This window comes from Haloarcula amylovorans (assembly GCF_004681185.1).
Classification (GTDB): domain Archaea; phylum Halobacteriota; class Halobacteria; order Halobacteriales; family Haloarculaceae; genus Haloarcula; species Haloarcula amylovorans.
The window spans coordinates 782,406-806,839 of sequence record NZ_SRIF01000001.1; the positions used below are offsets into that span (position 1 = coordinate 782,406).

At 61.1% G+C, this 24,434-nt stretch carries 38 protein-coding genes and 1 tRNA gene; 11 read left to right on the plus strand and 28 right to left on the minus strand.

Annotation, left to right across the window (positions count from 1 at the left end; translation table 11 throughout):
• Positions 1–96: 96 nt before the first annotated feature.
• The 3 genes from E4S61_RS04005 to E4S61_RS04015 all read left to right on the plus strand — a co-directional run bounded on the left by E4S61_RS04005 (position 97) and on the right by E4S61_RS04015 (position 2,028).
• Positions 97–753 (plus strand): class I SAM-dependent methyltransferase, encoded by a 657-nt coding sequence (locus E4S61_RS04005; protein ID WP_135302608.1) that lies wholly within the window; start codon positions 97–99, stop codon positions 751–753.
• 180 nt (positions 754–933) lie between these two features.
• Positions 934–1,004 (plus strand) — tRNA-Gly (locus E4S61_RS04010).
• A gap of 490 nt (positions 1,005–1,494) precedes the next feature.
• The gene (locus tag E4S61_RS04015; RefSeq protein ID WP_135302609.1) at positions 1,495–2,028 is read left to right on the plus strand and encodes an NUDIX domain-containing protein; all 534 of its coding nucleotides are present in this window, start codon (positions 1,495–1,497) and stop codon (positions 2,026–2,028) included.
• Positions 2,029–2,052: 24 nt separating this feature from the next.
• On the opposite strand, the gene E4S61_RS04020 is transcribed toward E4S61_RS04015, so the two are convergent.
• From E4S61_RS04020 to E4S61_RS04030, 3 genes are read right to left on the minus strand one after another with little or no spacing between them, the layout of a single operon-like run.
• Positions 2,053–2,448, minus strand: coding sequence for a hypothetical protein (locus tag E4S61_RS04020; RefSeq protein ID WP_245180564.1), 396 nt, complete (start codon positions 2,446–2,448; stop codon positions 2,053–2,055).
• 57 nt (positions 2,449–2,505) lie between these two features.
• On the minus strand, positions 2,506–3,318 hold the full coding sequence (locus tag E4S61_RS04025) for an HD domain-containing protein (RefSeq protein ID WP_135302610.1): 813 nt from the start codon (positions 3,316–3,318) through the stop codon (positions 2,506–2,508).
• A 46-nt stretch (positions 3,319–3,364) separates the two neighbouring features.
• Positions 3,365–3,838 carry a redoxin domain-containing protein gene (locus E4S61_RS04030; RefSeq protein ID WP_135302611.1) on the minus strand — a complete coding sequence of 158 codons (474 nt, stop codon included), beginning with the start codon at positions 3,836–3,838 and terminating at the stop codon, positions 3,365–3,367.
• 208 nt (positions 3,839–4,046) lie between these two features.
• Between E4S61_RS04030 and E4S61_RS04035 the strand changes: the two genes are divergently transcribed.
• Both E4S61_RS04035 and E4S61_RS04040 read left to right on the plus strand, forming a co-directional pair.
• Complete coding sequence (locus tag E4S61_RS04035) at positions 4,047–4,283, plus strand: hypothetical protein (protein WP_135302612.1); 237 nt, start codon at positions 4,047–4,049, stop codon at positions 4,281–4,283.
• Between the two features lie 169 nt (positions 4,284–4,452).
• A complete protein-coding gene (locus E4S61_RS04040) occupies positions 4,453–5,697 on the plus strand; it encodes a tyrosine-type recombinase/integrase (protein WP_135302613.1) in 1,245 nt (414 codons plus the stop codon).
• Here the strand turns inward: E4S61_RS04040 and E4S61_RS25210 are convergent.
• The 9 genes from E4S61_RS25210 to E4S61_RS25215 form a co-directional block, all read right to left on the minus strand.
• Positions 5,673–5,831, minus strand: coding sequence for a hypothetical protein (locus tag E4S61_RS25210; RefSeq protein ID WP_167768403.1), 159 nt, complete (start codon positions 5,829–5,831; stop codon positions 5,673–5,675). The two genes, E4S61_RS04040 and E4S61_RS25210, sit on opposite strands and share 25 nt — an antisense overlap.
• Positions 5,828–6,127: a hypothetical protein gene (locus E4S61_RS04045; protein WP_135302614.1), complete on the minus strand. Its 300-nt coding sequence runs from the start codon at positions 6,125–6,127 to the stop codon at positions 5,828–5,830. Before E4S61_RS04045 ends, E4S61_RS25210 begins: the two co-directional genes overlap by 4 nt.
• Positions 6,127–7,032 carry an ASCH domain-containing protein gene (locus tag E4S61_RS04050; RefSeq protein ID WP_135302615.1) on the minus strand — a complete coding sequence of 302 codons (906 nt, stop codon included), beginning with the start codon at positions 7,030–7,032 and terminating at the stop codon, positions 6,127–6,129. The genes E4S61_RS04045 and E4S61_RS04050 overlap by 1 nt, the downstream gene beginning before the upstream one ends.
• Positions 7,029–7,430, minus strand: a complete 402-nt coding sequence (locus tag E4S61_RS04055; protein ID WP_135302616.1) for a hypothetical protein — start codon at positions 7,428–7,430, stop codon at positions 7,029–7,031. Before E4S61_RS04055 ends, E4S61_RS04050 begins: the two co-directional genes overlap by 4 nt.
• Positions 7,423–8,343 (minus strand): hypothetical protein, encoded by a 921-nt coding sequence (locus tag E4S61_RS04060; RefSeq protein ID WP_135302617.1) that lies wholly within the window; start codon positions 8,341–8,343, stop codon positions 7,423–7,425. Before E4S61_RS04060 ends, E4S61_RS04055 begins: the two co-directional genes overlap by 8 nt.
• A 91-nt stretch (positions 8,344–8,434) precedes the next feature.
• A complete protein-coding gene (locus tag E4S61_RS04065) occupies positions 8,435–8,665 on the minus strand; it encodes a hypothetical protein (protein WP_135302618.1) in 231 nt (76 codons plus the stop codon).
• Positions 8,665–8,895 (minus strand): hypothetical protein, encoded by a 231-nt coding sequence (locus E4S61_RS04070; protein ID WP_135302619.1) that lies wholly within the window; start codon positions 8,893–8,895, stop codon positions 8,665–8,667. Before E4S61_RS04070 ends, E4S61_RS04065 begins: the two co-directional genes overlap by 1 nt.
• Entirely contained in the window at positions 8,895–9,491 is a 597-nt protein-coding gene (locus tag E4S61_RS26080; RefSeq protein WP_245180566.1) for a helix-turn-helix transcriptional regulator, read from the minus strand. Before E4S61_RS26080 ends, E4S61_RS04070 begins: the two co-directional genes overlap by 1 nt.
• Positions 9,492–9,794: 303 nt before the next feature.
• Positions 9,795–9,962: a ribbon-helix-helix domain-containing protein gene (locus E4S61_RS25215; protein ID WP_167768404.1), complete on the minus strand. Its 168-nt coding sequence runs from the start codon at positions 9,960–9,962 to the stop codon at positions 9,795–9,797.
• A 115-nt stretch (positions 9,963–10,077) separates the two neighbouring features.
• Between E4S61_RS25215 and E4S61_RS04080 the strand changes: the two genes are divergently transcribed.
• Entirely contained in the window at positions 10,078–10,329 is a 252-nt protein-coding gene (locus tag E4S61_RS04080; protein ID WP_135302620.1) for a hypothetical protein, read from the plus strand.
• A 2-nt stretch (positions 10,330–10,331) separates the two neighbouring features.
• Here the strand turns inward: E4S61_RS04080 and E4S61_RS04085 are convergent, their stop codons facing one another.
• From E4S61_RS04085 to E4S61_RS04115, 8 genes are all read right to left on the minus strand, one after another.
• Positions 10,332–10,565, minus strand: coding sequence for a hypothetical protein (locus tag E4S61_RS04085; protein ID WP_135302621.1), 234 nt, complete (start codon positions 10,563–10,565; stop codon positions 10,332–10,334).
• Between the two features lie 93 nt (positions 10,566–10,658).
• Positions 10,659–11,681, minus strand: a complete 1,023-nt coding sequence (locus tag E4S61_RS04090) for a Cdc6/Cdc18 family protein (protein ID WP_135302622.1) — start codon at positions 11,679–11,681, stop codon at positions 10,659–10,661.
• 83 nt (positions 11,682–11,764) lie between these two features.
• Positions 11,765–11,977, minus strand: a complete 213-nt coding sequence (locus tag E4S61_RS04095) for a hypothetical protein (protein WP_135302623.1) — start codon at positions 11,975–11,977, stop codon at positions 11,765–11,767.
• Between the two features lie 88 nt (positions 11,978–12,065).
• Entirely contained in the window at positions 12,066–12,335 is a 270-nt protein-coding gene (locus E4S61_RS04100) for a hypothetical protein (RefSeq protein ID WP_245180570.1), read from the minus strand.
• Positions 12,332–12,661, minus strand: coding sequence for a hypothetical protein (locus E4S61_RS04105; protein ID WP_135302624.1), 330 nt, complete (start codon positions 12,659–12,661; stop codon positions 12,332–12,334). The genes E4S61_RS04100 and E4S61_RS04105 overlap by 4 nt, the downstream gene beginning before the upstream one ends.
• Complete coding sequence (locus E4S61_RS04110; protein WP_135302625.1) at positions 12,661–13,122, minus strand: hypothetical protein; 462 nt, start codon at positions 13,120–13,122, stop codon at positions 12,661–12,663. The genes E4S61_RS04105 and E4S61_RS04110 overlap by 1 nt, the downstream gene beginning before the upstream one ends.
• Complete coding sequence (locus E4S61_RS25220; RefSeq protein ID WP_167768405.1) at positions 13,115–13,276, minus strand: hypothetical protein; 162 nt, start codon at positions 13,274–13,276, stop codon at positions 13,115–13,117. The genes E4S61_RS04110 and E4S61_RS25220 overlap by 8 nt, the downstream gene beginning before the upstream one ends.
• Entirely contained in the window at positions 13,273–13,734 is a 462-nt protein-coding gene (locus E4S61_RS04115) for a hypothetical protein (RefSeq protein ID WP_135302626.1), read from the minus strand. The genes E4S61_RS25220 and E4S61_RS04115 overlap by 4 nt, the downstream gene beginning before the upstream one ends.
• 206 nt (positions 13,735–13,940) lie before the next feature.
• Here E4S61_RS04115 and E4S61_RS04120 point away from each other — a divergent pair, with 206 nt between their 5' ends.
• The 3 genes from E4S61_RS04120 (at position 13,941) to E4S61_RS04130 (ending at position 15,693) form a co-directional block, all read left to right on the plus strand.
• Entirely contained in the window at positions 13,941–14,180 is a 240-nt protein-coding gene (locus tag E4S61_RS04120; protein WP_245180572.1) for a hypothetical protein, read from the plus strand.
• Positions 14,170–14,793 (plus strand): J domain-containing protein, encoded by a 624-nt coding sequence (locus E4S61_RS04125; RefSeq protein ID WP_135302627.1) that lies wholly within the window; start codon positions 14,170–14,172, stop codon positions 14,791–14,793. Before E4S61_RS04120 ends, E4S61_RS04125 begins: the two co-directional genes overlap by 11 nt.
• 81 nt (positions 14,794–14,874) lie before the next feature.
• Positions 14,875–15,693 (plus strand): hypothetical protein, encoded by an 819-nt coding sequence (locus E4S61_RS04130; protein ID WP_167768406.1) that lies wholly within the window; start codon positions 14,875–14,877, stop codon positions 15,691–15,693.
• Between the two features lie 37 nt (positions 15,694–15,730).
• Here E4S61_RS04130 and E4S61_RS04135 read toward each other — a convergent pair whose 3' ends face one another.
• Positions 15,731–15,961, minus strand: coding sequence for a hypothetical protein (locus E4S61_RS04135; protein ID WP_135302629.1), 231 nt, complete (start codon positions 15,959–15,961; stop codon positions 15,731–15,733).
• A gap of 125 nt (positions 15,962–16,086) precedes the next feature.
• On the opposite strand from E4S61_RS04135, the gene E4S61_RS04140 reads away from it, so the two are divergent.
• On the plus strand, positions 16,087–16,833 hold the full coding sequence (locus E4S61_RS04140) for a hypothetical protein (protein ID WP_135302630.1): 747 nt from the start codon (positions 16,087–16,089) through the stop codon (positions 16,831–16,833).
• Between the two features lie 127 nt (positions 16,834–16,960).
• Entirely contained in the window at positions 16,961–17,161 is a 201-nt protein-coding gene (locus E4S61_RS04145; protein ID WP_135302631.1) for a hypothetical protein, read from the plus strand.
• Positions 17,162–17,165: 4 nt separating this feature from the next.
• On the opposite strand, the gene E4S61_RS25225 is transcribed toward E4S61_RS04145, so the two are convergent.
• From E4S61_RS25225 to E4S61_RS04175, 7 genes are all read right to left on the minus strand, one after another.
• On the minus strand, positions 17,166–17,321 hold the full coding sequence (locus E4S61_RS25225; protein WP_167768407.1) for a hypothetical protein: 156 nt from the start codon (positions 17,319–17,321) through the stop codon (positions 17,166–17,168).
• Positions 17,322–17,819: 498 nt separating this feature from the next.
• The gene (locus tag E4S61_RS04150) at positions 17,820–18,608 is read right to left on the minus strand and encodes a hypothetical protein (RefSeq protein ID WP_135302632.1); all 789 of its coding nucleotides are present in this window, start codon (positions 18,606–18,608) and stop codon (positions 17,820–17,822) included.
• Between the two features lie 272 nt (positions 18,609–18,880).
• Positions 18,881–20,044 carry a right-handed parallel beta-helix repeat-containing protein gene (locus E4S61_RS04155; RefSeq protein ID WP_167768408.1) on the minus strand — a complete coding sequence of 388 codons (1,164 nt, stop codon included), beginning with the start codon at positions 20,042–20,044 and terminating at the stop codon, positions 18,881–18,883.
• A 160-nt stretch (positions 20,045–20,204) separates the two neighbouring features.
• Complete coding sequence (locus E4S61_RS04160; protein WP_135302634.1) at positions 20,205–20,489, minus strand: hypothetical protein; 285 nt, start codon at positions 20,487–20,489, stop codon at positions 20,205–20,207.
• 79 nt (positions 20,490–20,568) lie between these two features.
• Positions 20,569–22,656 (minus strand): hypothetical protein, encoded by a 2,088-nt coding sequence (locus E4S61_RS04165; RefSeq protein WP_135302635.1) that lies wholly within the window; start codon positions 22,654–22,656, stop codon positions 20,569–20,571.
• Positions 22,656–23,789, minus strand: a complete 1,134-nt coding sequence (locus E4S61_RS04170) for a hypothetical protein (protein WP_135302636.1) — start codon at positions 23,787–23,789, stop codon at positions 22,656–22,658. Before E4S61_RS04170 ends, E4S61_RS04165 begins: the two co-directional genes overlap by 1 nt.
• Positions 23,789–24,370, minus strand: a complete 582-nt coding sequence (locus E4S61_RS04175; RefSeq protein ID WP_135302637.1) for a hypothetical protein — start codon at positions 24,368–24,370, stop codon at positions 23,789–23,791. Before E4S61_RS04175 ends, E4S61_RS04170 begins: the two co-directional genes overlap by 1 nt.
• Between the last annotated feature and the right edge of the window lie 64 nt (positions 24,371–24,434).

Here is a 24,434-nt window from a genome sequence, read left to right on the forward strand (position 1 = left end):
GGGTCCGTGCCGCCTCATCACATCGGTCCGCGACGACCGTTCTGGTTCCGTCTCGCAGTCACAACCGGTAAGCCGTCGTTCGTCGTGTCTGTTCGTATGGAAGACCGCTCCCGGGCTGGCGTCCGCCAGACCTACGAGCGCATCGGCGATCACTTCTCGAAGACGCGGGAGTACGCCTGGCCCGAGGTCGAGTCGTTCGTCGCCGACGCCGCAGCCGTCGACACTGCGCTCGATATCGGCTGTGGCAACGGCCGCCACGCCGAACTGCTAGCCAGTGTCGCCGACCGCGTGGTCGCTCTCGACGCGAGTCGCGCGCTACTGACCGAAGCCCGCGCCCGCGTCGGCCCCCGCGTCTCGCTCGTGCAGGGCGACGCGACGACCCTTCCGCTTCGGGACGAGGCCGTCGACCTCGCCGTCTACGTCGCGACGCTGCATCACCTCCCGACGGCCGCCGACCGCCGGGCGAGCCTCGACGAACTCGCTCGCGTCCTCGCGCCCGACGGCCGCGCACTCGTCAGCGCGTGGAGCACCGCTCACGACCGCTTCGACGCCAGCGCGGACGCCGAGGAAGGGTTCGATACCACCGTCGATTGGACGCTCCCCGGCGGCGAAACCGTCCCGAGATTTTACCACATCTACGCTCCAGCGGAGTTCGAACGCGATGTCGAAGCCAGCGATCTCGAACTGCACTCGCTGGAACTCTCCAGTGGCAACTGCTACGCGGTTGTCGGTCCCGAAGGGAAAGTGCCTTAATCACCTTCCGTCTATGACCGAGTACGTTCGCTCGGTGTCTTCCGACACCCAAACCGAAAGGAGCGGCGGTGGTGAGCAAATCCGCAGGATTTGCGAACCTCGTCGCGTGCGAACAACGTGAGCATGCGGCGGTGATGAGCAGTTCCGTCGGAACTGCGAGTGACGCCGCGATTGACAAGAGCGGCGGTGGTCTAGTGGTAGGACCTGAGCCTTCCAAGCTCATGGCCCGGGTTCAAATCCCGGTCGCCGCATTTTGCTGCGAGCAATTCGCGAGCAGTAAATACTGTACAGAGGGATATGAAGCCTATCAGTCGCGCGCAGCGAAGCGAGCATGTCTGATTTCGGTTCAAATCCCGGTCGCCGCATTCTGCGAGGAACAGACGTGACGAGCGAATGCGCAACCCGGCGGTTTGAATCACATGAGACGAACGAAGTGAGTCTCACCATCGGGTTCAAATCTCGGCTGCTGCAGTCTGTCGTAACGACTCGTGAGCAGCGCCTCCAATCGAGATACTGTCAGATGTGTAGCTGGGAAATCTTTATTACCCTCGCCCGGGAATATTTACGTAAAGATAGAATGCGGAATTAAATCGTTAGTTTCTTCTATCACTTTCACGTTCCGTCAGTAGCGGCGAGTACACGTCCGAGAGTCGAGACGTGATGCTTCGTTCGCACACGAGAAACGGAGAATGGTTCGCCAACCAGTCACTGCACTGCCGTGATAGCGATACTACCTGCCCAATGACAGCATCCCCCACTGACGAACGGTCCGTACCTGATCATATCACCGACCCCGAATCGCTGCGCAACGACGTGCCATTTCACGAAGAGAGCGACGTCGTCGACGAGGAGGTCATCGACCAACTCGACGATCTAGACGACATGGCACCCGTTGGCGTGACGAACGACGACGGCGAGGCGCTCGTGATGCGAGTGACCGACGACTGCCGTTGGAAGATTCCCAGTAGCGCCGTCGCGCCCGGCGAGGACTACGCCGAGGCCGCACGGCAATGGGTCGAGACGAACACCGGTCTCGACGTGGAACTCGACGGTGTGGCGGGCGTCTGGCGCTACGAAGTACAGAGCGCGGGCGGCGACCGGACAGCGACCCGAACGTTCGTCGTTTTCGGTGCGTCGCCCGCGAGCGGAGACGGCGGCGGCGAGCTGCCGACCGACGACGTTGACCCGGCGGCTGCGGCGGCGGAAGCCGGGTGGTTCAGGGAACTACCGGAGGGTGCCGAAGCGGTGCCGGGCACCGATTTGTTCTTCGAGTGAAAGAGAGGGGAGAACGGAGCCGATCTAGGGTTCGACGGATTCCCAGACGTCCGAGGTTATCGTCGCATCCGGATTGTCCGGGAGCGAGATCGTCAACGCTTCGCCGCTCTCGACGCTGACGAGATCGGCTTGGTTGGCGTCCGCGTGGTCCCGTGCGGGGTACGTGAACGGGCGGTCCCGTTCCGGGAGGTCGGCGATGCGGGGACACTCTGCCGGGGTGGGCGCGTCGTCAGAGCGTGCAGTCGTCTGTGAGCGTCCTCGACGGCGACGGTCGAACCACCTACGAACTCGACCGGAGAGGTGATCGACAACCGTCCGCGTCCGCGCCCATGCCCGGCCGACGAGCGAGGAGTCGTCACCCTCCTCGCTGGTGGTGCTGGGCGGGCCACCCCGCTGCTTGTCTATGGGTGTGAGACTCATACGCAGGGGTAAGTTTCGGGGCTACAAAACGGTTGTGTCGCTCACAGGTCTCACCGACTAGAGTTCGATACGTTCGACGATCTGGTTGCCGTCCTCGCGGGTGTTGAGCGCGATGATGCGAACGTGGCTTTCGAGCCCGGAGTCGGTCAGTTTCGCCTTCAGAAGGTTGTCCACCTGATAGACGCCGGCGGCGTTGTTCATCTCGATCTCGACGAGAACCGGATAGTCGTCACCGGAGCTGAGCGTCACCGTCTCGATGGCTTGACTGGAGACGGTGTTGATGCCGCGTCCGCCGCGTTCGTAGGGGATGCGCGAGCGCCCGCGTTCCATATCCAGTGCGTCAGCGACCCTGACGACACCGGCTTCGAGCGTCAGCGGTTGCTCCTCCGTATGGTGACAGAGAATCGCGTGGAGGACTTCGCCTTTCACCCGAACCTGGTCGCCCACGTCGTAGAACTCGGGGAGGATTTTATCGAGGAGGTCCGCGGCGAGCGGAATCGAGTAGTAGGGGTGGTCGTCGCGGTGAACGACGTGACCGATGTCGTGCAGCGTCGAGGCGAGTGCGACGATGACTGCTTCGTCAGCCTCATCGAGTCCCTGGTCGCTAGCTCCGTTGAACTCGACGCCGCCCGCTTTCAAGAGGTCGTACAGACACAGCGCCCGGTTGCGGACGATGCTGATGTGTTTCGCCCCGTGGTCGTTGTAGCGCTTGCGCTTGACGGGGTTGACGTTCTGGGCTTCGAGATACACTTGAACCTCCTCGTTGGCCGCGAGTGCGTCGAGGATGTCGTTAACTCGCTCGTCGGGGAAAGCGTGTTCGGCGTTGGGCTCGTAGATGCGGCCGCGGGTGTCTGCGTCTCGCTCGCTCATAGCTATTGTACGTGGTGCCAGTGAGAAAAACCCACGCCTGGATTCGTCAGGCCTCTCGGACGGCTTCGAGCACCTCGTCGTAGTTGGGTTCGACACCGGGATCGTCGCTGACCCACTCGTAGGTGAGGACGCCATCCTCGTCGACGACGAACACCGACCGCTTGGCGAGGTTGTGGACGCCCAACCCCGCGAAGTCCATCGAGATCTCGTACGCGTCGATAATCTCCCGGTCGTTGTCGCTTATCAGGTTGAAAGTGAGTCCGGCATCGTCGCGGAAGGCGTTCTGGGCGAACGGCGTGTCGATGCTGACGCCGTAGAGCGTCGCGCCGGCGTCGGCCAGTTCGTCCAGTTTGTCGTCGAAGGTCTCCATCTCGTCGCTGCAGACGCTGGTGAATGCGCCCGGGAAGAAAGCTAGAACGACCGGACCGTCGTCGACGGCCTCGGACAGCGAGATGTCGTCTACGTCGCCGTTTGCGAGCGGTGCGGTAAAGTCCGGAGCTTCGTCGCCGACAGAAACCATACCCGGCCTACCGGGCGACGATTCAAATCCCTTGTGTCCGACGGGATCTGGTCGTGCTAGAGACTCTATACCGCGATATATGCGGACGATGATAATTATCGCGGGAGCGTCTCTTTTGTCGTCCGCGAATCATGGTGGCGCGGTGGTCAAGTGGCCCGCGTCACAATCGGGAAGCCCGTTTAAGTGATCCGCGTCCGTTCGAGTGAGTATGCCCGACACGATGGAAGTCCACGACGGGACCGAGGTGACCGTCGCCCACGTTGACTCGCTGGCCAACGGCGGCGCGCGCTTCGACATCACCGCCGACGACGGCCGGAAGTGGCGCATCGACCTGACGCGCGACGGCGAGACGGAAGTCGTGACGACTTGGCGCGACGGAACGCTCGCCGACCTCGACATCCCCCCGTGGCTCGACGACGTGGCCGCCCGACTGAGACAGCAGTAAGTTCTCTCGTTACGAGGTGCGACAGTACGTGACACACCAGATTCGAACCAGCTCGTTTCTCAAACGGTGGAAAAAGCCTATAAGGCGGCTCGACGGAACGCTGTTGAGCAAAAAGGTTATTTTTCCCAACCCGGGTTTGATTATACCCCACAGTGTTCGAACGTTCACGATGGGAGACCTCTCCGATTTCCAGGGGTACGAGGACGATCTCCGGCAGGAACTCGATAAGCTCGACGTCCACTGTGAGACCGATTACCCCCACATTCGACGCCTCATCAAGCGCCTCGACGGTACTGTCACTGACAGCACGCTCCAGCTCTATCTGAAGAACCTCCGGAAGACTGCCGAGCGCTGCGACGTCCCCTTGGTTGAGATGACCGAGTGGGACCTCGAAGACCACGCCTACGAACTCCGGCACGACTACGAGTTCTCCGACGGGACGATCCGCAACGTCGAGTTCATCGTCCGGAAGCTGCATCGCGAGCTCGACCTCGGCACCGACTGGGCCGACGACTACGCGCTCACGTCGATGCCCGACACCAAGGTCAAGCCCGAGGATATGCTGCGCGGCGAGGACATCAACGCTCTCACCGACGCCGCGAACAACCTCCGGGACATCGCCCTCATCGAGTTCTTCGCGGACTCTGGCGCTCGCCTCTCGCTGGCCGGGTCGCTCCGGGTCCGTGACGTCAACCTCGAGGACGACGCACCGACCTATCGACCTAACAGCAACGCACGCGCGTTGAAGGGCGCGGACATCACCGACTATCCCATCATCGACAGCAAGTCCGTTCTCCGGACCTATCTCCATCAGGTCCATCCCCGTCCGGACGATCCCGACGTCGCCTTCTTTCACAAGATCCCCGGCGGGGGCTACGAGCCTAGTGACGACGACGGCGCACTGACGCCCAACGCGATCCGAACGCAGTTGCAGCGTGCGGCCGACGCGGCTGGCGTCGAGCGGCCGGTCAACCCCCACAACTTCCGACACTCCGCGGTGACGCGGATGGTCCGCGAGGGCTACACCCGCTCGCAAATCGAGCATCGCGTCCACTGGACCGTCGACACCGACATGTGGGAGACCTACCAGCATATCGCCGCCGACGAGCACAACGAGGACATCTTCCGCGTCGCCGGTGTCGTTGAGGACGACGGTGACGGGCCCAGCCGAGAGCGCCGGCCGTGCGGGAACTGTCAGGAACCGCTCGCTCCCCATCACGAATACTGCCCGCGCTGCGGGGAAGCGGCCAGCGGGGCCACTCGGGAACGGAAGACGAAGGCCGTTGGGTCGCTCGCCAACGCGCTCGCCGAGCTGGATGACGCCGGCCGACGAGAGTTCGTCGCGGATCTGCTCCAGGAGGTCGACGCTGACCCGAGCGTGCTGGGTACTCATGAGTCACCCTCCAAGGACTGAAGGATAGCCTCGCAGACCCAGGCGTGTGACCCGTCGCTGTTGGCCTCGCGTTCGAGTTCCTCGCGGTGGGCTTCGGCCCACGACTGGTCGGTTTCGTCGGTGCTGTTCTCGGGTGGTTTGGTTTCGGCGCTCATGAATCGTACCTCGCTATATCGAAGGGTAGGGCGTGTTTGACGGCGTGATACTGTTTCGGCGTCAACCGGTTGAGTTGGTAGACGCTGGTGATGGCACCGTGCTCTCGAAGGAGGAGTGTCTCACTTCCGTGGTGGAGTCGGACGTCGACGCTGCGGAACGGTCCGCCAGCGTCGATGCGCTGGGCGTGAGCCCAGGCGGTTTCCGGCGCCACCGAGTCCGGTGCGGTGCGCTCATCCCATCGGTCAGCCGCGTGGGCGGTGACGAACGGGGTGTCGGGAGTGAAGGCCGTCGCCATCAGGCATCGCCTCCCGGCGTCATGAGATGTTGCTCGGTTTCGACGGTGTCGAGCACCTCGAACGCCTCCATGACGGTCACGGCGTAGCTCCCCTTGTCACGGTGGTCGTAGGCGTGCCAGTAGGCACCGCCCTCGGAGGTCACAACCTCGCCATCGAGGGTGATGACGGCTTCACACCATGGGCAGTACCACGGCGGGTCCGTCAGTTGTTCCCCGGCCTCGAAGACGACCACGTCCAGCACTGTCCCTGGGAGGATGTCGGCGTCGGGGTAGTACTCGGAGAGTTTGTCGAGCAGTTCACCGGTCGTCTTGTACGTTTGGTGGCCGGCAAAGTCGGCGAAGGATATCCAGTCGGCGCGAAGTTCGAACTGGCTCTGTATGGTAGACCTCGTGAATGGTTCGCCATCTTCGGTGGTCAGTTCGGCAATGTCGCCCGCGTCGAACTCGTGGTCGAAGTCGTAGCGGACGGTGACGGTCTTCTCGCCGTCCATGATGGCGTCGACGTGCTCGTCGGCGAACGCTATCTGCGGGCGGCCGCCGTCGGATTCGACCAGACGCGGTTTCCGACCACTCCCGTGGCACTCGGGACAGGCGTCGTTTCCGTCGTGGATGCACCGACCCTTACCATGGCAGATGTCGTCGATACAGCCGACGACCTCGCCCGAGCCGTGGCAGTTGAAACAGTCGATCCACTGAACGGCGGCCATCTCGGGGTTCGCAAGCCCGGAGTAGCTAGCGTTGGCAAGTGAGCCGTCCCCGAGATCGGTCCGCAGCTCGCCGGTCGCGTCGCAGTCCTGGCAGCGGAGGGTGACGCTGCGACCATCGTCAGTCTTGACTGCCGTCGTCTCGACCATCTGTCCGTCGCAGGCGGCACAGTCGCCGACCACGGCGAAGTGGTCCCTCATGGCCGTAGCGCCCCGTCGCAGCTAGGACAGCGAAGGACGTCGCCGGTCCGGTACAGAGACTCGGGGTCCCACGACTGACGGCACAGACGACACTCCAGGTCACCGGGTCGCGGTGACGCGCCGTCGCCCTCGACGCCGAGTGCGTTGGCCAGCGCATCGAACAGTGCGACCGCGCCGTCGCGGTCGAGGCAGACGTGCTGATTGACGTCGTAGCCAGCATGGTTGTACGACGCTGCGAGCTCGAACCCGAACTTCCCACCGGGCACGTTCTGGCCCGTGAACCGGATGTCCTCTTTCTCGTGGTCCATCGGGCGATGGTTGATGTCGAGCTTCGGCCCGACCGAGACGAAGAACCGGTCCGGCGTCGGGATGTTGGTGAAGCGCTCCGACTCAGACATCACTCTCACCTCCGTCGGTCGCGGCCTCCTCTTCGCGCTTGTCTCGACAGACGATGCAGTAACCAGCGTCGTTGATGGTGTCGGATTCTCGCCCGCACCGCTGGCAGGAGTCGGGTTCGTCGCCTTCGAACTCGTCGAGGCCGGGCTGGTCGGGGTCGGCTTCGGCCTGCTCGGAGGCGTCGTTGCGCCCCTCGTCGGCCCCGCGGACGTACGGCAGGATATCTGCCCGGACCCATTCGAGGAACTCGTAGGTCGAAAGCTCGGGTTCCCACACTTCGACGTAGCCGCTGGCGGCGAGGTTCACGCGCATGATGCCGTCGACGGCGGGGCTGGCGTACTGGCCGGCCAGCTGCGGGATGGTGTTCGACCGCAACGCGCCGTCGAGCGGGCGGCCGACGTTGTCGTCGTCCTCGATGCTACTGCCCCACGCCATCAGCGTGTCAGCCTTGTCCAGCGCGCCGGAACAGCCACCGGTCCGGATGCTGAAGTCGTCCTCGCGGTCGAAGTAGAAGTCCCCGAGGTCGATTTCCGCGCGGTCCATGAGCGTGTGGTCGGCCCGCCCGAGGACACTGAAGGCGAATGTCCCGTCACTTGAATCCACCATAGCGAAGCCCTGCCGTCCGCTGTCGCCGGGGACGGCGACGAACTTCGAAGCGTGTTGGACCTTCGAGTGGACAGTCCGGCGCTGAATGCCGTCGTCGGCGTCGTAGTACCACTTCGACTCGTCGTCGGTCGACTCTTTGAGTGCGCGCCCTTCGACGAACTCCGTGTCGCCGCTCAGGTCGCGCTGCTCGGTCGGTTCGATGGCGGCGTGGAGCGTGTGGCCGTACTCCTGGGTCGTCGAGTGGTACGGCTCGACGGTCGTGAAGCGACTGTGGCTCTGGACCGGGACGCCAATGATGCCGCGCTGCATCACTGCGCCTCCCGGTGGATGCAGAACCACTCGACAGCACCCACGAGGACGGCCGTGAACAGGACCGTGCCGATGAAGGCCACGAGCAGGTTCATGCCGATCCACCGAAGACGACGCGGGTCTCTGCACTCTGCATGTCCGTGATGACGTTCGTCGGCGAGAGGCCGTGCTCGTCGGCGAGGTCGAGGATGTCGTCAAGCTCGACGCGATCGTTGGTAAGGTCCCGCGCCGCGGTCAGGTTGCCGTCGTCATCGCGACCGACGTCGACGCCGTCGCAGTCGATGGCTTCGAGCGCGAACGATTTCTGGGCGCTGGTGGCCATCACGTCTCACCCCCGTTCGGGCCCCCGAGTGCCATCACGAGCGTCGCCAGCTGCTCTTTCGTGAACTGGCCGGCCTTGTCGTGCGTAACGTCGTCGCTGGAGAGGCCAGCAAGGCTGTTGATCTCCCGGCGGAGGTCCTTCGCGGTGTTGGCCTCGGCGAGGGTAAACGACCGGGCGCCGTGGGGCCACTCCTCGAACTCGTTGGGAATCTCGAGGTTCGTGGCCGCCATCACAGCTCACCTCCGAGGTTCGAGGCGATGGTCTGCCGGCGCTTAGCGTCCTCGCGGATGAGTTCCGCGCCCTTCTCGGTCAGCGTGTACTCGTTGGTACGGTCGTCGAGCTTGCTTTTCTCGACGCAGCCCTGCTTGACGAGTTCGTCCAGATTTGGATAGAGGCGGCCGTGGTTGACCTCTTCGTCGTAGTAGGCCTCGAGCGAGGCTTTGAGACCGAGTCCGTAGTCGGCCTCATCGTGCTCGGCGGCGAGCATGTAGAGGATGTCCCACTTGAAGCGAGTGAACTCGCCGTCGTCGGCGGCGCCGGCAGTCCGTTCCTGAACGCCGCCGCCGTCGGTCATCACTTCGGGTTCGGTGTAGCCCTCTGGATCTTCGCCGATATCGTAGCGCTCGCGAAGGTCGTACGTCGTGACGATCGTCGCGATGCCGTCGGTGATGTCGACGTCCAGGTTGTTGTGGCCCAGCTGCCGATCGGCCCGCTCGACTTCGTCAGCGAGGGCCCGCAGTCCGCTGGCCAATCGCGTGCGGGCGTCGTGGTTCTGTTCGTCTTCGATGCCAGAATCGTTATCAGTGTTGTCTGCGTCTTTCGTCATGGTTCGAATCTATCGGGCAGAGAGCGTCACGCTCCGCGCCCGCTGTCGGTTGAGCAATCGATACTGATTCGAGCCCGCCACGTGCGCCCGGTCTCGATTGTGTGAAGGTGGAGGCCGGGTGCGCGGACAGGCGATTGCGAACCGAGTTGACCACAAAATAGACCCATTTACTTACCAGTAGGGCGGGATTTCCGCGGTTAGGACGTTCATAGTAACGTCCTGGCGTTCGTTGGGTCATGTGTAGTCAGTTGCTTTTCTCGGCCTGTTGGGGCAGGCCGGGTTCTCAGTTCGTGAGCGGTGCGGCTACGAGTTTTCAGCGGCTTTCTCGTCAGGTTCCGTGTCGTCGGCCGCCTCCCTGGCGAGTTTTTCCTCCGCGGCTTCGCGGTAGAACTCGCTCTTGTGACCGTACCCGATGTACTCCTCGACAGCTTTATCGAGGTCGTCGGGGAGACGGAGCGTCACTCGTGCCATGCGTACTAATGTCCTAACGGATGACTATTAAACCTTGTCTTGCCGTATGACACGCATACCATAGGACATACCCAATGGGTAAACGATTTTCACCCATTGGGTCATACCGTGTGACATGGCCGAGGGTGATGATGAATCCAGAGTTACATTTAGGATAGATACTGAGAAAAAAGAGCGATTGGAAGATCTGATTAACTTCCACAACGCTCTGGCGGATGACGACGAACGGTTGACTAAATCTGATCTGCTGAGAGGCTGCGTCGACGACTTGATTGCCGACCTCGAAAGCGACCTGCAGGAAGAGGTAGATGCCCTTGAGGAGTTCCTCGAGGGAAATCCCAACCCGGCGACGGCGACAGCTGACTGACCTCACGCCCCCTCCCCCCACGGAAGTTCGCTGTACGTGATTGTTTCTCCGGTCTGTTTGTCGAGCAATTCCTCATAGCGTGGGTTGATGTCCGCACCATCGGCCCGCCGCCGCTGACACCCACAGCAGTAGGCGTGGCTCTGGAGTGCTTGCCAACTCGCGTGCCCCTCCGGGCAGGCATACCGCCACCGTTCGGCCGTCCCGCGCTGGAGGACGTGATCCATCGTATCCGGCATACACGCCGAGGGACACACTATACTCAAATAGGCAAAGGGGCGAGGTTTCCGATGCTTCCGATGGCTTCCATCGGGCCACCGTCTGGCGGTTTCTCAGTTTCCGATGGACTTTCCGACGAACTTCGGGCAGTTGCCGGGACCCTCAGATTCGATGAGGTTGTACTGCTCCAGCTTCGTCAGATAGGTCCGGACAGTGCGCTGAGTGCGAGGGTCCTCGACACGATCGCCGTAGCAGACGTGGCAGTTATTCGTCGTGATTGGACCGTGCTCGACGACGACGTCGTAGACCGCGCGCTGGTGGTCGTTCAGTTGGTCGATGCTCTTCTGACGCAACTCTTCGCGGGCAGCCGGTAGCGCTGTCTCGATATGGCTTCGGGTGATAGCACTGGCGTCGGAGCTGCGCCACTCGTCGATCGCCGTTGCCAGCGTCCGAATGGCTACCCGGGCATCGCCGTCGGCGTTCGTCCCGATGAACTCCAGATGCTGTGTCTCGTAGTTGCGTCCCGGCGACCCCAGCACCCACTCAGCCCGCTTCTCGAGGATGCCGGTCAGCTGCTGGGCGGTGTAGGCTAGACACTCGATCCGGGGGCCGACCGACAACCGACTCTGGAGCCGCTCGTCGATGTTGCGAAAGAGATCCTCCTCGTTGTTGGCGACCAAGACGACGTTGACCGAAGACTCCCGCAGGTCGTACAGCACTCGCTTGTCGTCGAGCTGATCGGCTTCGTCGAGGACGACGAACTGCGGACGGTCGACGGGCTCGCCGAGATGCGCGATGAGCTGGGACCGTCCCGTCGCGTTGTGATGGATCGGGACGTCTCGGAGTTGCTCGACGGCCTGGTAGAGAATGTCCTTGCGCTCGTAGTGATGCCAGCAGTTGATATGGGCGAAATCGGCAGCAGGCATCCCCTCGGCGTTCGCAAAAAGGTCGGCCGCGAGCTTCGCCACCATCGTCTTGCCGGTTCCCGTCGGGCCGAGTAGATAGCAGAGGTCGGCCGGTCCGGTGCCGGTGGGGCGGAGAGCTTCGAGAAGCCTGTCAAGTTCGTCGCGCCGGTGGACGACGAGGTCGCGGGTAGGGACGGCTTCTTCGTCCAGTACCTGTTCCTCGGAAATCATACGTAGCTGGTAACGTCTCAGGATGGATATATAAGAAAACGGGTGTCGTTTCCGATGCTTCCGATGGCAGACGGCGGCGGGTTTCAGTGCGTCTCGTCGTAGTAGTTGCTGGTGACATCCCGCTGCGGACAGTCTGGGAGGTGCGGGATATAGGCCGGCGCCGCAGCGGACCGTCCACACTCGTTACAGCGAATCTGGCCCGTCGGCTCGCCAATTTTGAAGCCGTCGACATCGACTGGGGTCTGCGAGCGCACGAGCTCGAAGAGCGTCTCGGGGTCAGCAAAACTCCGCGTCATCGGATGTCCACTCCCATACCCGACGAGCGACTGTAGGACAGCACGATCTCCTTTGACGTGCGTGGGAGTGGGATGCCGACGTCGAGCGTCATTGGGCACCCCCCTCGATCGAGACCGACTCAACTGGTTCCGAGCCGATGGTACGCCAGCGGCAGCCACTCCACTCCTCGTCGTAGCGCGTCCAGCCCCCACCGTCGCGGGGCTCGAAGCGGTCGCGACGTGGCGGACGATCGGCCGGGTAGCGCGTCACGACGACGGCGTCCGCCCGGTCGCGCGGTATCCTGTCGGGCGTCTCCTGGGCGCGCATCTTGATGCCGGTCAGCTGCCGACGGTGCTCGGCGGCCGACGGCGCGTTCATGCGGACCCCCCGTCATCGATGTGTTCCCGGAGGTCTCGGTCGACGGCCTCGAGGTCTGCCCACTCGGGCAACTGGCGCTCGCCCGTTCGGAACCACCAGCGGCGAAGGTGCTTGCATCCGTCGTCTGGCCGGCGGTGGAGCATGTCGGGACAGTCACAGACGCCGACCGACGGGTCGATGACGTACCGGTCGCCACGGTGGTAGACCGCGACCTGGTCCTCGGTCGTCGCGGGGTCGTCCTGATAACAGTCCATCGGCTCAGTCAGCGCCTTCGTGTCGCGACCGTCGAGGGTCGGCAGCTCCCCGCCAGTGGCTGTCGCGGCCATCAGGCGTCACCTTCGGCGGTCGCCTCCACGTCGGCTAGCCCACGCGCCTCGTCGACGACTGCGCTCGGCAGACAGCGCTCGGCGATCGTCGTCACTTCTTCCCAGGCGTGGTCCTCCCGGGCCTGGTTGAACATGGCTTCGAGCATCGAGACGGCCTGTAGCTCCTGCGGCCGTCGGAACTCCTCGCGGGCCTCCTCAACCGGGATGCGAGCGAGACGGCTCTCGGGGAAGTCGTAGCCGCCAGAGAACTCTGTCGTCGGCTTGTCCGGGAGGTAGACGCAGGTCCAGACGGCCTCGTCGTCGCTGACGTCCAGCAACGGATGGGCCTTGTAGTCGGCTATGTCGTAGTTCTCGCTCTCGCGGTGTTCCTCGACGCTCGTGGCGGCGCGCTCGACGACGAGCATCTTCCCGCGCTCGACGAGGTCGATGACGACATCGCCGGTGCGGATGCCGCTATTCATCGGCAGCCTCCTCGATCTCTTCGACCTCTTCAGGATCGACGCGGAACGTGTATCCGTAGCGGTCCTGGACCGTGACACGACCGGTGTGCGTGACGTGCAGCTGCGTACAGGGGTTGCGACGGTCGCGGAGGTTCTGGACGCGGACGTTCTTCATGCGCTGTCCTCCGACATGGCGGGGGTTTCGATCTCCCCGTACAGGTCTCGAATGAGCGAGCGGTAGGCGTCTCGGCGCTCCGGCTCGACCTCGTCGCCGTGACCGGCGGGTCGGGCCACGACGCTGGCGTAGTTGTCGGTCGGCTTGATGCCGTCGTCTTTGATTCCCTCGGTTTCGAGGACGATTGCCCGGCCGCCGTCGGCGGTGACGTACAGCGTCTGGATGCCGGGGCGCTCGCGGTGGGGTCCGGCGACGTTGCTGCCGGTGTGGTCGACGTCGTACTCCAGGAGGAGGCCTGTGCGGACCTCGACGGCGTAGTACAGTTCCTCGCCGTCTTCGCGGTCACCCTTGGCGGCCCACGATTCGGGGATGATGCTCGATTGTTCGGACTGGTCGGTCCAGCGCCACTTGCGTTCCGTGCCGGACGATTTTTGTCCGGTGCGTGCGTTGATTGACATTGCTTCCTTCCAGGAAGCGGTCGGACGCGTTGGCGCGCGTCCCGGCCATGCGTTCTGCGTCGCATCACCGGTGTCCCGCTTCACAATCATGTCTACAACGGGGTGCTACTTAATACTTACCCTATAGAGTATACACCGATGATAGTGTATACGTGATGGCGTAATCTACTTACGCTAAGGCGTATACTTACTATATGAGGTAATATATGGCTGCTCCTGAAACAGAAGAGGTAATGACCGAAGAGGGTCGCGCGCTGCTGACCGACCGTGAAAAAGAGATAATCAGCGGCGAAGCAGACGTGTCCGACAACTACCGGTACAAGGTCGAGAGCACCGTTCGAAACCGCGTTCGGAAGCACCTCGGTGAGGATGTCGAGTTCCTACGCGAGCATTTCCCCGAGGTATACGAGATGGCTGTCGGGGAGGTCTGTGACGATGCCGAGTAAGGTCGACCGCACGGGCGGCGAGATAGACTGGCCGCACTGGGCCTCGCGAACGACGCGACGCGAGAGTACGCACAAGTATTCGACGACGCTGGCCAAATCCATCAGCCACATCGAGACCGAGCTGGAAGACCGCCTCGGCGTCGACGACTGGCGGCTCTCGACGGCTGCCCCCCATCGTAAGAAGGACGGTCGCCCGTACGCGAACGCCAGTCCCAACGATCCCGGCGCGGTCGTCCGCTGGAGCATGGACGGCGAGCAGTATTGCGTCGCGGCCGACCAGTACGACGATCTCCGGGACAACGTGCGCACGATCGGGCTCTACATCAAGGAAAAGCGTAAGATGTCGAACCGACCAGTCCACACCGGGCAAGACGAGTTCGCCACGGCACAGCTGCCCTCGGGAGACGAGGACGTCATCGTCGCCGGCGACGGTGGCGCGACCGCGTCGACGCAAGCGCCACACGAGGTATTGGGCGTGGCCGAAGACGCGCCCGACGACGTCGTCGAGGCCGTGGCCCGGCGACTGTCGGCGAACAATCACCCGGACAATGATGGCGATGACGCCGAGTTCAAGCGGATCCAGCAAGCGAAAGAGGCACTATTAGACGATTAATAGAACCGTAGCTCCCTCTATCGGTTTCACTTTCACCTGGGTGGCAGAAAGTATATATCTCGAACAGACAATCGGACTGTCATGTCCAAAGATGGCAACCAAGCGAAAGTACGACGACGGCGATTTATAGCAGCTTTAGGGACCGCTGGTGTTTCAGCAATGGCTGGCTGCAGTAGTACATCCGATGCAGATGTCGGAGCCCCATCGGAGAAAGAGGTCTCAGCTCCCTCGGTTGATTCTGGGGAACGGTGGAAACTGACTACACCAGAATCCGAAACGCGGCTTCTACAGAAAGGGGGCTGGGGACCAATCAAGTATACCGCGCATGGTCATGTGACTCAATACGAAGACTCGACACTTCGAAAGCGGATAAGAGAAGACACATTCGGCGAAATCGACCGTCCGTTCGCTGTTGCATTCGCAGCCCGCGTAGACATCTTCCCATCGTCCTACTCGAGGGCAACAGTTTTGCAGAGCGGTGAGATTGATAAGTCCATCCTCAATAACCTGAAATCCGCGATGAGCAACTTTGGAGTGCAGAATATCCGAGATGACGGGACAATGTTGGCTACGAATTCTTCAGCTGGTGAGTTCCAGGTCGTCCGAGGCGAGTATCCAATCCAGAAGGTCACTATTGATGGCGTGAACATCCCTCATAGCGACCGTGAGAAGCTCAGCTTCGGCGGCGGAACGCTCCCGATCAAGGGAATTGCAGGTCGGTGGAAATCAGAGGGATCGATACTCGCGGGGGGTGGCGTCTATCCAGCTGAGAACTTTGCTGATGAAGAAGCGGTTGAGATGTCCGACGCGATCTCGATGAGTGTAGACATTAATCTGAATCTGCAGCCGCGAAAGCGTGAAGCACAGGTGCTCGACTTCGTTCGCAGCATCTCTCTGTAAGGGCCACACCTAAACCGGACTCGGAGATTAGTGATCTTTAATTAGACGAAGTGAATTTCGTCAGCAGGTCGTACGATGCCCACCCTGCGGCGAGGGCTGCTGCAAGGACGAGCAAGATACCACCATATTCTCGAATAGGCTGAAAGGTAAGAATTAGCAGCAGCGCCAATAGGCTGATGGGGATGAGTTTGATTAGCGTCAGGTTGAACCCCTGTGCGAGAAGCTCAGTCTTCGTGGCCGATGCACGACGCTGAGGTTCGGTTGACATGGGTTCTTATCCTGTAATTGTTAGTGGCGCGTGTTAATCAATTCGTTGTTCACCCAGATGTGTAATCGGGATGTAAATATAACTACCGGCGGTTTTTTCAATACCGATAACATTTCATTACCCGGATGATAGGTGAGGGGACTCGACAGCTGGACCTATACGATTTCTTCAGCATCTTCATTCCTGGCGCAAGTCTATTATTAGGCGTCGTACCTCTTATTCCTCAATCTGTGCATATGCCACCTGCTGCGATAATTGCGGTCCTCATCGTTGGTGGCGTAGTCGTGGGCCGAGGGATCCATGCAGCTCGGCTATGGATTGAGGAAAATGCTGGAGCACCTAGTCACCGGGACGAGTTCATTGATGAGATACTAAATCCCTGTGTGTTGACCGATGATTTGATTAACCAATTCTATCTTGCCTGTCAGGATAATTTCGACAACCTCGCCCTCCCTAACGACCGATCAGACTTGAATCGGCAGTCACACGCTGACGATCTCGATATGCTGTACTCGCTTGTCCGATCGAAAATTCATATGGATGCGCGTGGCCGATCTCGGACCTTCCAAGCCGTTCTGGACTTCTATGGTAGCATTTGGATTGCATCGTCTCTATTATTCTCATTGTATTACTCATACGCGACGATTGATGGGCTGACCAATGGTTGGAGTACAGGATTCGGTGACGTAATCGGTTATCAATCATACCTCAGCACATATGATATTCATTACGCTGTTATCGCGGTATTTGCTGTTGGAGTTTGGGGAGGTGCCTACTATACATTCTATCGGGTTCGAAGTGATTATCGCGAAATCTACATTCAATACTTTATGTCAGACTTTGTAATCCTGCAAAATGAATCAGGCAACTGAATGCGACTGCTGTAATGAGCTGTATCAGCAGCCCGGAATAACGGTTTCTAAGTAGGTTGGTCCTGTCGATAGATTTACAGTGGTGACGGGAGTTGACGGTTTTGTTATGAAACGAGGACGGCGCAGTGTGACACGAGGCGAGGCAACTGGGGCGATTGACTACCTGATTTCGTGGCCACTGTCACAACCGATTAACGCATGGCGAGCCGGTGAGGACTACCACCCTATCGCACAGGTACTGGCGGCGGCCATCGGAGTCCCGTTTATTCTCGTGGCCTTTGTACTCGGACCGTTCGTAGCGACTGTCCACTGGCTTCTCTCGGACTGACGACCTATTCCTGACGCTCGTCGATGACGTCCTGTGGGATATCCTCGATATAAAGCGTCACCCACTGGTAATCGACTTTATCGAACCGGCTGACGGTCTCTTCTTCTTTGTCTTCGTCCCACCCCTCGTACTGACTCTCGTGGTTCATGTTGAGAGACATGAGTGTTCACGACCGTATCAGTTTCGGCGCTTCAATTGAGTGCCTCGACGGAAGAGTGCACGCTATCTTCGGACGGGACCGCTCATCGACCCGCGAGGACACAATGACAGGGCGGTACGACGCTACTCGTCGATTAACGTCTCGCCGCATGCAGGACAGGCGGCGCCGTCGCTTGTACTATTGAGATCGGGCTGCTCTCCGGTCCAACCACACATCGCACACTGTAGGAGATTGGGTCCAGACACTGGGACTGGGAACGTCCTACGCTGGGTTCAAAAAGTGTGGTGCTGGGTTAGGCGATCGCCCCGACTACACTGCTGTTAAATTGACACCAGTTGTCCTCGTACCACGGACAGAATACAGTACCATAATCGCCGGGGAGTGGCTCTGCGAGCGCTGTCAGGACTGTCGATAGAACTAACAAGAGATTCGTGAGCTTGACCAGCACGATCTCGGGGAGTTGCATGGGGCTGACAACTGATTCAGTGGGATTCTCAATCAGACGATTCTAACAACTTCTGTATCTACAAGGGATTTCCGAGGAACGATGAGAATCATCTTCGGAGAAAGGGATAGATGTTGATCACTTGCTGCATTTGAGTTCTTGAGGCCTTCGAATATTACCGAGCCGACAGTGGTTTGTGCTTTACCAATTGAGTCCGCGAGGAATTGTGATTCATGAATTGCTTCCAGTATGGGTCTTTCCCAACTTGGCTCAGACGATTCTGGGAGTACTTCTTTCAAGTAGGATTGAGGCACATTAACAGAAAAGTCTTCGAGCAGTGGAATCTCATCCCATGCGGATCGGTTGAGTAACAGATACGAGTAGCCATCCTTATGACCTAATATTTCAAAGTCACCGGATAGTTTCTCTTCGAACTGGCTGAGATACTCGTTGAATGCGCTGCAGACGAGTGCTCCAGATACAGACGAGGTGTAACCAGAGCCGACAAGACCATCAACAGGGCCTGGCGATACGGGGATATCCTCTGTAAGGTATTCGAGGAGCTGGAACCGATTTTCTCTTGAACCTTGTTCAACCGATTGGAGGAGACGATAGAACCTGGGTGCCTCAATCTCGTTGAGACTGTGTTCGTCCAGTATAGCCTTAATGAATAGTACTCGATTCCCTGTCGATAGCTGTTGTACATCAGATTCTTCGACATCGTCGGAAAGAAGTGAATTAATGTCTTTTTCGTCAGGGTCGCCAAGCGTGTAGGTATACCCGAAATCGCGAAGTGTCCAAAATTCTTCGGCCGGGAAAGAGTCTCCCGATTCTAATCCCATCTCTTTGAGGACGCGTATTCCAGCCGATTCAAGTTGAAATGTATAGGCTGGCGGTGGAGAAGACCTATTTTTCACCTTCACAAACCAAGAAGACTGCAAACCATCATTGCTTGATTTCCGTTTCCAAAATCGCGGCATCACTAGATACATACCAGATAGTCATTTCAATATTTCGATGTGACGTATAGTCGTACAGAAATGAGGGGTTGTCATGAGCCGTACCCTCCCCAGCAGGTGAGAAAGACTCCTGTGGAAACACCCCCATCCAACTTTTAGACTGCTGTTCCGTCGGGCTGATACCAGCTACCCTCGTGCCAGAGACAGAACACGGGCCCGTCCTCGTCGACGTGGACGCCCCGATCGCCCTCGAACTGCCCGGGCACCGTCGAGAGGTCCTGCGGGATGATGACGCCGTTGTCCCTGGTCCGTTGACCCTGCCCGCCGCCGAAGTGCTCGCCCTGCCCGAGTGTATGGGACTGCCGAGCCCACTCGGTATCCACGGCGCTCTCGCTGTTGTAGACGAAGCCCTTGATGTGAGAGCGCGAGTAGCAGTCTCTCAACGTCGTTTGGCTCCCCTGGTTGTACAGCGCCCACGCCTCGACGCCGCCGCCCTGGAAGTAACAGTCCGAGAACGTCAGTCCAGGACTGTGCTCCTGGACGAGGACGCCGATCGTCATCTCTCCCTCGCCGGCGGCCCGCCCGTTCTTCTCGACGTAGGCGTTCTCAGCCTCGAAGGCGCGGGCCTTCTCGAAGCGCAGCCCGTTCCGGCCGTTCTGCTCGAAGCTGCCGCCCTGGATGTGGCCGGCGTAGTTCTTGCGCCAGTTGACGCCGTCGCGACCGTTGAAGTACGCGTTCGACGACGCGAGGGTCACACCATGAATCCCCTGCCCGACGTACCAGCCGTCGCGGCCGTTCCCCTCCGCGACACAGCCGTAGAAACGGTGGGTGTTTGGCGCGAACTCCTCCATGCCGTCCGACGTCTCGTACTCCTGGGCATCTGCTACGTGGAAGCCGTCCTCGGCTGCATGCTTGACGGTGACGTCGCGGAACATCGCGTAGCGACCGCCGCGTTTCTCGATGCCGTGCTTGCCCCCGCGGATCGTCAGGTCGTAGAAGTGCGGCCCCGGCGGCCGGTTGACTGGCGCGTCGATGTCGACGACGATCGTCGGCTCGCTGGCGGTCGGGTTCTCGATAACGGTGTGATTGCCCCCGCGCAGCGTGGCGGTCTTCCGCCACATGAGGGGGAACTCCTCCTCGACGGGGTCGTAGGACGGGAGGATCTGGACCACACCGCCGCTGCGCCAGTGGTCGCCTAGCGCGTCGTGGGCGGCCTGGATGGTTTGGTCGGTCCCAGCTGCGCCGACGGTCCGGACGCTTTCGGGGACGAACTGTTCGACGACGCGCTGCATCGCTCGTGAAATGTCTGTGTCTGGCATGGGTCTGGAGACGGTTGCTGCAAAAACTGCCCGGTGGAAAGCGCCGGGGTGAAAACGCCCGGCGCAGGGGAGAGACGGGGTTGCGGGCATGCCGGAAGTGATGGCTTCAGCGGTGCCCGCATATCGGAATTTCCGTTGTGGGGATAAGAACGTTCTGGCGTCATCGGACGACGCGGACGCCGAGGCCGAACAGGCCGCCGATCACGAGGCCTGCACCGAAATAATGTGGTTCCCTACGGACATCGTTCGCGATGTCTTGGCCTTTCGCTGGCTTGGGTCGAGGCCGACCACGCTCGAGGGCCTCGCTGATGATGGCCAGTCCCATCCCGAGCGCTGCGAGCTCGCCGCTCGCGACCGCGGCGAAGCCGAGTGCTGCGCCGGTCGGGACGGCGTGCTGTTCTTCGTGGTCGTCCAGTAGCTCTCCGAGGTTCGGTATCGATGGCATGAGTAACAGTGGGCTCGGGCGCTGCTGGCCGTCATCGCCGACTAACCAACGGTTGAGAGAAAAGGAAGCAGAGCGTTGGTTAGGACCGCTGAGCCAGCGCACTCACACGGTCGCGTATCTCGCCGATGATATCCTCGACTGGCTGTCTGGATCCAAAGCGGATGTCCGTCCCCTCGGCGGCCGGTTGAGCGTCCCGAATGTCGACGACGTCCTCGGTCGGCAGCGCTTCGAACACCCGAGACTCGACGAGCGACCAGTCCGTGCGGTCGGTCTCCACCGTCACTGTCCCCTCTTTGAGCGGCTCATCGAGCTTCGCGGCAATCTGCTCGGCAACAAGTTGGCACTCGATATCTGTCGTCAGGCCAGGGATGGACCGCACGATCTCGTTCGGGTCGCTGACGCTAGTACTAGACTCGCCGACCGGGCGGAACCCGTAATCGACGGCGAGCTCCTGGCCATCGCTGATGGCACCGTTCGACAGTGCCACCACCTCTCCAGCCTGGGCGTTGAGCGAGTAGTCGGTCCCCTCGAGGTACTCCGTATCCGTCGCTGGGTCGTACACTGTCTCCCGGCCGTGGACGAGCTCGTCCTCGCTCACCGGGACGGCCGTCCCGATGCCAGCCGTGATTCGTTCGTCGCGACGCCGCAGCACCGATCCCTTGATGATGACCTTATCCACGGCGCGCTCGACGCGGCGGATATACTCGAAGCCGGTCGTCCCGCCTTGCTCGTCGGCCGTTCGCTGTCCTGCCTCGCAGTATTCGACCGTATAGTTGTCGCCGTCGCGCTGTAGCTGGAAGACACTGTCCGGCGGCGTGACCTGCTTGAGGACGTCCATCGCGTCGCCGTCGTAGCTCTGGTTGATGAGCCGCGGCGTGTTGTCGAGGTCGGCGAGCAGCCGGATGACGTCCACCGACTGGCTATTGTAGCCTGTCGTGGGCGTCGTGGATCTCCCTGAGCCGTACCGAGAGAGTCCGAGCTTTGCGCGGAGCTGTGAGGACGCACTCCCGAAGTCCGTCTCGACAGTCTCGCTGTTGTTGGCCGTCGTGTAGGTCGCGCCGCCATCGTTGCTGACGGCGACGTACTGGCTGCCCGACGTGTCGTTCCACGTCGATTCGACCCGTCCGCCGGAGATCTGCCGGGACGACGTCTCGTTAATCGTCTCGATTTCGACGAGGTCAGGCTTTGTCTGTGGCCCCGAGAGGGCGTTATCGCTGTCGACACTGTTGTCGAAGGTATACGAAAAGCGGTTGTCGTAGACCGCGACGACGTCGATATATAGCGCGTCGCTGTTACTGTCCTCACTGGCGACCGTGATGGTGATGTCGTGACTCCCTGCGGATAGCGAGCCCAGGCCTGCGGAGAACGTGTACCACTGATAACTACTGCTCCATGAGGAGTTGCCCAGTGACGCGACCAACGAACCGTCGACGGAAATATCGAAGAACATATCCGCATCGTTTGGTGACCGCCATCGGATACCGATCGAGAGGTCATTGGCTGGAACGTCGTACCCGAGCGAAAAGGACGCCGTCGCCTCGTCCGACGTCTGGATGTACTGCTCGGCGAACTCGCCCGACGCCGCGCTGTCGAAAATGGCGTCGCCGACTGCGAACTCGTCCTCGCCCTCGTAGACGAAACACGTCTGCAGCGTTGACGCTTGCCCGCCCGAGATGCCAACCGGCGCGGTGTCCGGTATCTGCAGGAGGTTCGATAGTTCCGAGTCGGTATCGGCCTCGCGGAGGAGGGTGTTCTCATCGATGACCGGCGGCGGTGTATCGACGTTCGGCGTATACGCCGTCTCTTGGTTGATAATCTCCTCGAACACTTCGTGGTTGGGACGATCGTCGACCTCCTTGCGGACACGAGTGTCGAGTTCGGTGCCGCCGCGACCCTCCAGGACCCAGCCCGACTCCGTCGCGGTCGGCGTCTCGACCCTATCGACAGGCTGGCGCACGCCATCGTACCAGGCTCGCAGCGGCTGGTCTTCGAAGTCGCTCTTGGCCCAGCGGTCGGAGGCCCGCACTGGGATGGTCAGCTTGGGATAGCCGTTGATCGTTGGCTTAGGCGTTGGCTCGCCGACGACGTCGGGCCGCCAGACAAAGCCGCTGGGATGGTCAACCTCGATGTACCAGCCGCGGGCGGGGACCGTCCCGACGGCCGGCATCAGCGTTGCACCTCCGAGTTGGCCACGATATCCACGACCTCCGCCGCAGTCTGGTCACTGTCGGCGGCGATGGGGTCGAGGCGAGTCACCAGCCCCGACGGCGGCGACGTCTCGTTGGGCGGCGTCGTGAACAGCGCATCGTCCCAGCCACGCTTGACAGTGCAGTCGAGCGTGTGCGTCGCGCTGCCGCTGGTGTCGACCCATCGGGTTTGGGCAGTAACGCGCTCGACGCCGACGCGAGAGAGGGAGATGCCGTCGAGTTGCCATGAACTGCTCCCCAGCGAGACAGACTCGTACTGGCTGTTCGAGCTGGACCATCGCGAGGCCTGGAGTTGCTGGCTGGCGACGTCGAACACGAGCCGTAGTCGCTGGGACTCTAGTACTGGCTTGCCAGCAAACGAGTGACTGGTGACGAACACTCGCTGCCAGACGCTGTCGATAGTCGCCCCGTCGGCCGCCGTCGCCGTCTTCGACCGGTCGTAGTCATCCCAGCAGCGGGCGTCGGCCTGCCACTCTTGGTCGTAGGCGATATCGTGCAACAGCACCGGACTATCGAAGGACGGCTCGGTCGCGTCGTAGATGTCGATATCGCCGTGCTCGCCCGTGACCGTCCGCTGGACCGTTGCAGCCTCGCGAGTGCCGGCGGTCTTATCCCACCACTCGACGCCCGTGGCCGTCGCCGAGAGCCCGATCTCCGCGGTCGAGGTCGACCCGAACGCGTTGTCGACTGGCTGTGGGTTGGTGTATACCGCGCGACGATGGGAATCCGCGGTCCCGGCCTGAGAGAGCGAGCCATCGAAGCGCTGGATCCGGGACTCGTTTGGCGCGGCCCGCGTGACGTCGATGTCCTCGAGGGCGTAGTAGCCGTCGCGCTGGTCTTGCGTGTTGCCAAAGTAGGGCACGACCTCGATGGCGGTGGCGCTGAATAGTTCCTCGAACTCGCTGGCGGTGAGGTCGGCGTACTTGCCGATCGCGACGCCCGCCAGCGACCGACTCCCCGGCGAGGCCGAGAGCGAGTCGACCTCGGGGACGTCGCTGTTGAGCGCCGCGTTGGTCGCCAGCTGCAGTGCGCGGGACGTCGTCGGTTCGGAGCTGGCGTCTGCCGGAACGCGGAGTGCATACAGTGTGCGCATTAGTCTGTGGTCTCCCGTCTGGTTGCGGCCTCAGAGACGTCGAGTGTCTCGATAGCGGTCAGCGACCCCTCGAAGACGGAACTCTGGTCGCGCGAGACGTTCATCTCTGGATCCTCGAAGTAGACCGGCAGCGAGTCCTCGGACATGATGCCGCTGGGCGAGTACTCGCCGTAAATCAGCGTTGCGGGGTGGAGGCTATCCGGCGATCCCTTTCGGAGGTAGTTCAGAAAGACCTGGGCCTTTTGCTCTCGATTCCCGCCCGTCGCGGTTGCCTCGTTGAGCGTGCCAGTGTCGTCTGTGTAGCCCCACTGGCCATCGTCAGCCCCGAGCGACTCGAGGTTGATTTCGAAGAGGTGTTGCCCGCCGCCGACGTCGGCCGAAATGCCGATTCGGTTCGCGGTTCCGTCAGTGAAGAACTCGTTCAGTGCGCCGAGCGCTTGGGAAAAGGAGTTCTCTGCCAGCAGGCCGGTCCTGATTTGCTCGTTTACCGATGCCTTCCGGAACTCGAAGCGTCCGGTCTTCTCGCCGAGTGAGCCACCGAAATGGGTGGTTATCTCGATGATAGGATACGATTGGGTCATGGATGAAAACTTTTCATGCTGGTGTCAGTAGAGAAATGGTATGGACCTGAGCGAGGACTGGGGG

Coding starts and splice junctions, on each gene's coding strand:
- E4S61_RS04005 (WP_135302608.1), top strand. CDS start 97: ATGGAAGACCGCTCCCGGGCTGGCGTCCGCCAGACCTACGAGCGCATC.
- E4S61_RS04015 (WP_135302609.1), top strand. CDS start 1,495: ATGACAGCATCCCCCACTGACGAACGGTCCGTACCTGATCATATCACC.
- E4S61_RS04020 (WP_245180564.1), bottom strand. CDS start 2,448: ATGAGTCTCACACCCATAGACAAGCAGCGGGGTGGCCCGCCCAGCACC.
- E4S61_RS04025 (WP_135302610.1), bottom strand. CDS start 3,318: ATGAGCGAGCGAGACGCAGACACCCGCGGCCGCATCTACGAGCCCAAC.
- E4S61_RS04030 (WP_135302611.1), bottom strand. CDS start 3,838: ATGGTTTCTGTCGGCGACGAAGCTCCGGACTTTACCGCACCGCTCGCA.
- E4S61_RS04035 (WP_135302612.1), top strand. CDS start 4,047: ATGCCCGACACGATGGAAGTCCACGACGGGACCGAGGTGACCGTCGCC.
- E4S61_RS04040 (WP_135302613.1), top strand. CDS start 4,453: ATGGGAGACCTCTCCGATTTCCAGGGGTACGAGGACGATCTCCGGCAG.
- E4S61_RS25210 (WP_167768403.1), bottom strand. CDS start 5,831: ATGAGCGCCGAAACCAAACCACCCGAGAACAGCACCGACGAAACCGAC.
- E4S61_RS04045 (WP_135302614.1), bottom strand. CDS start 6,127: ATGGCGACGGCCTTCACTCCCGACACCCCGTTCGTCACCGCCCACGCG.
- E4S61_RS04050 (WP_135302615.1), bottom strand. CDS start 7,032: ATGAGGGACCACTTCGCCGTGGTCGGCGACTGTGCCGCCTGCGACGGA.
- E4S61_RS04055 (WP_135302616.1), bottom strand. CDS start 7,430: ATGTCTGAGTCGGAGCGCTTCACCAACATCCCGACGCCGGACCGGTTC.
- E4S61_RS04060 (WP_135302617.1), bottom strand. CDS start 8,343: ATGCAGCGCGGCATCATTGGCGTCCCGGTCCAGAGCCACAGTCGCTTC.
- E4S61_RS04065 (WP_135302618.1), bottom strand. CDS start 8,665: ATGGCCACCAGCGCCCAGAAATCGTTCGCGCTCGAAGCCATCGACTGC.
- E4S61_RS04070 (WP_135302619.1), bottom strand. CDS start 8,895: ATGGCGGCCACGAACCTCGAGATTCCCAACGAGTTCGAGGAGTGGCCC.
- E4S61_RS26080 (WP_245180566.1), bottom strand. CDS start 9,491: ATGACGAAAGACGCAGACAACACTGATAACGATTCTGGCATCGAAGAC.
- E4S61_RS25215 (WP_167768404.1), bottom strand. CDS start 9,962: ATGGCACGAGTGACGCTCCGTCTCCCCGACGACCTCGATAAAGCTGTC.
- E4S61_RS04080 (WP_135302620.1), top strand. CDS start 10,078: ATGGCCGAGGGTGATGATGAATCCAGAGTTACATTTAGGATAGATACT.
- E4S61_RS04085 (WP_135302621.1), bottom strand. CDS start 10,565: ATGCCGGATACGATGGATCACGTCCTCCAGCGCGGGACGGCCGAACGG.
- E4S61_RS04090 (WP_135302622.1), bottom strand. CDS start 11,681: ATGATTTCCGAGGAACAGGTACTGGACGAAGAAGCCGTCCCTACCCGC.
- E4S61_RS04095 (WP_135302623.1), bottom strand. CDS start 11,977: ATGACGCGGAGTTTTGCTGACCCCGAGACGCTCTTCGAGCTCGTGCGC.
- E4S61_RS04100 (WP_245180570.1), bottom strand. CDS start 12,335: ATGAACGCGCCGTCGGCCGCCGAGCACCGTCGGCAGCTGACCGGCATC.
- E4S61_RS04105 (WP_135302624.1), bottom strand. CDS start 12,661: ATGGCCGCGACAGCCACTGGCGGGGAGCTGCCGACCCTCGACGGTCGC.
- E4S61_RS04110 (WP_135302625.1), bottom strand. CDS start 13,122: ATGAATAGCGGCATCCGCACCGGCGATGTCGTCATCGACCTCGTCGAG.
- E4S61_RS25220 (WP_167768405.1), bottom strand. CDS start 13,276: ATGAAGAACGTCCGCGTCCAGAACCTCCGCGACCGTCGCAACCCCTGT.
- E4S61_RS04115 (WP_135302626.1), bottom strand. CDS start 13,734: ATGTCAATCAACGCACGCACCGGACAAAAATCGTCCGGCACGGAACGC.
- E4S61_RS04120 (WP_245180572.1), top strand. CDS start 13,941: ATGGCTGCTCCTGAAACAGAAGAGGTAATGACCGAAGAGGGTCGCGCG.
- E4S61_RS04125 (WP_135302627.1), top strand. CDS start 14,170: ATGCCGAGTAAGGTCGACCGCACGGGCGGCGAGATAGACTGGCCGCAC.
- E4S61_RS04130 (WP_167768406.1), top strand. CDS start 14,875: ATGTCCAAAGATGGCAACCAAGCGAAAGTACGACGACGGCGATTTATA.
- E4S61_RS04135 (WP_135302629.1), bottom strand. CDS start 15,961: ATGTCAACCGAACCTCAGCGTCGTGCATCGGCCACGAAGACTGAGCTT.
- E4S61_RS04140 (WP_135302630.1), top strand. CDS start 16,087: ATGATAGGTGAGGGGACTCGACAGCTGGACCTATACGATTTCTTCAGC.
- E4S61_RS25225 (WP_167768407.1), bottom strand. CDS start 17,321: ATGTCTCTCAACATGAACCACGAGAGTCAGTACGAGGGGTGGGACGAA.
- E4S61_RS04150 (WP_135302632.1), bottom strand. CDS start 18,608: ATGGGATTAGAATCGGGAGACTCTTTCCCGGCCGAAGAATTTTGGACA.
- E4S61_RS04155 (WP_167768408.1), bottom strand. CDS start 20,044: ATGCCAGACACAGACATTTCACGAGCGATGCAGCGCGTCGTCGAACAG.
- E4S61_RS04160 (WP_135302634.1), bottom strand. CDS start 20,489: ATGCCATCGATACCGAACCTCGGAGAGCTACTGGACGACCACGAAGAA.
- E4S61_RS04165 (WP_135302635.1), bottom strand. CDS start 22,656: ATGCCGGCCGTCGGGACGGTCCCCGCCCGCGGCTGGTACATCGAGGTT.
- E4S61_RS04170 (WP_135302636.1), bottom strand. CDS start 23,789: ATGCGCACACTGTATGCACTCCGCGTTCCGGCAGACGCCAGCTCCGAA.
- E4S61_RS04175 (WP_135302637.1), bottom strand. CDS start 24,370: ATGACCCAATCGTATCCTATCATCGAGATAACCACCCATTTCGGTGGC.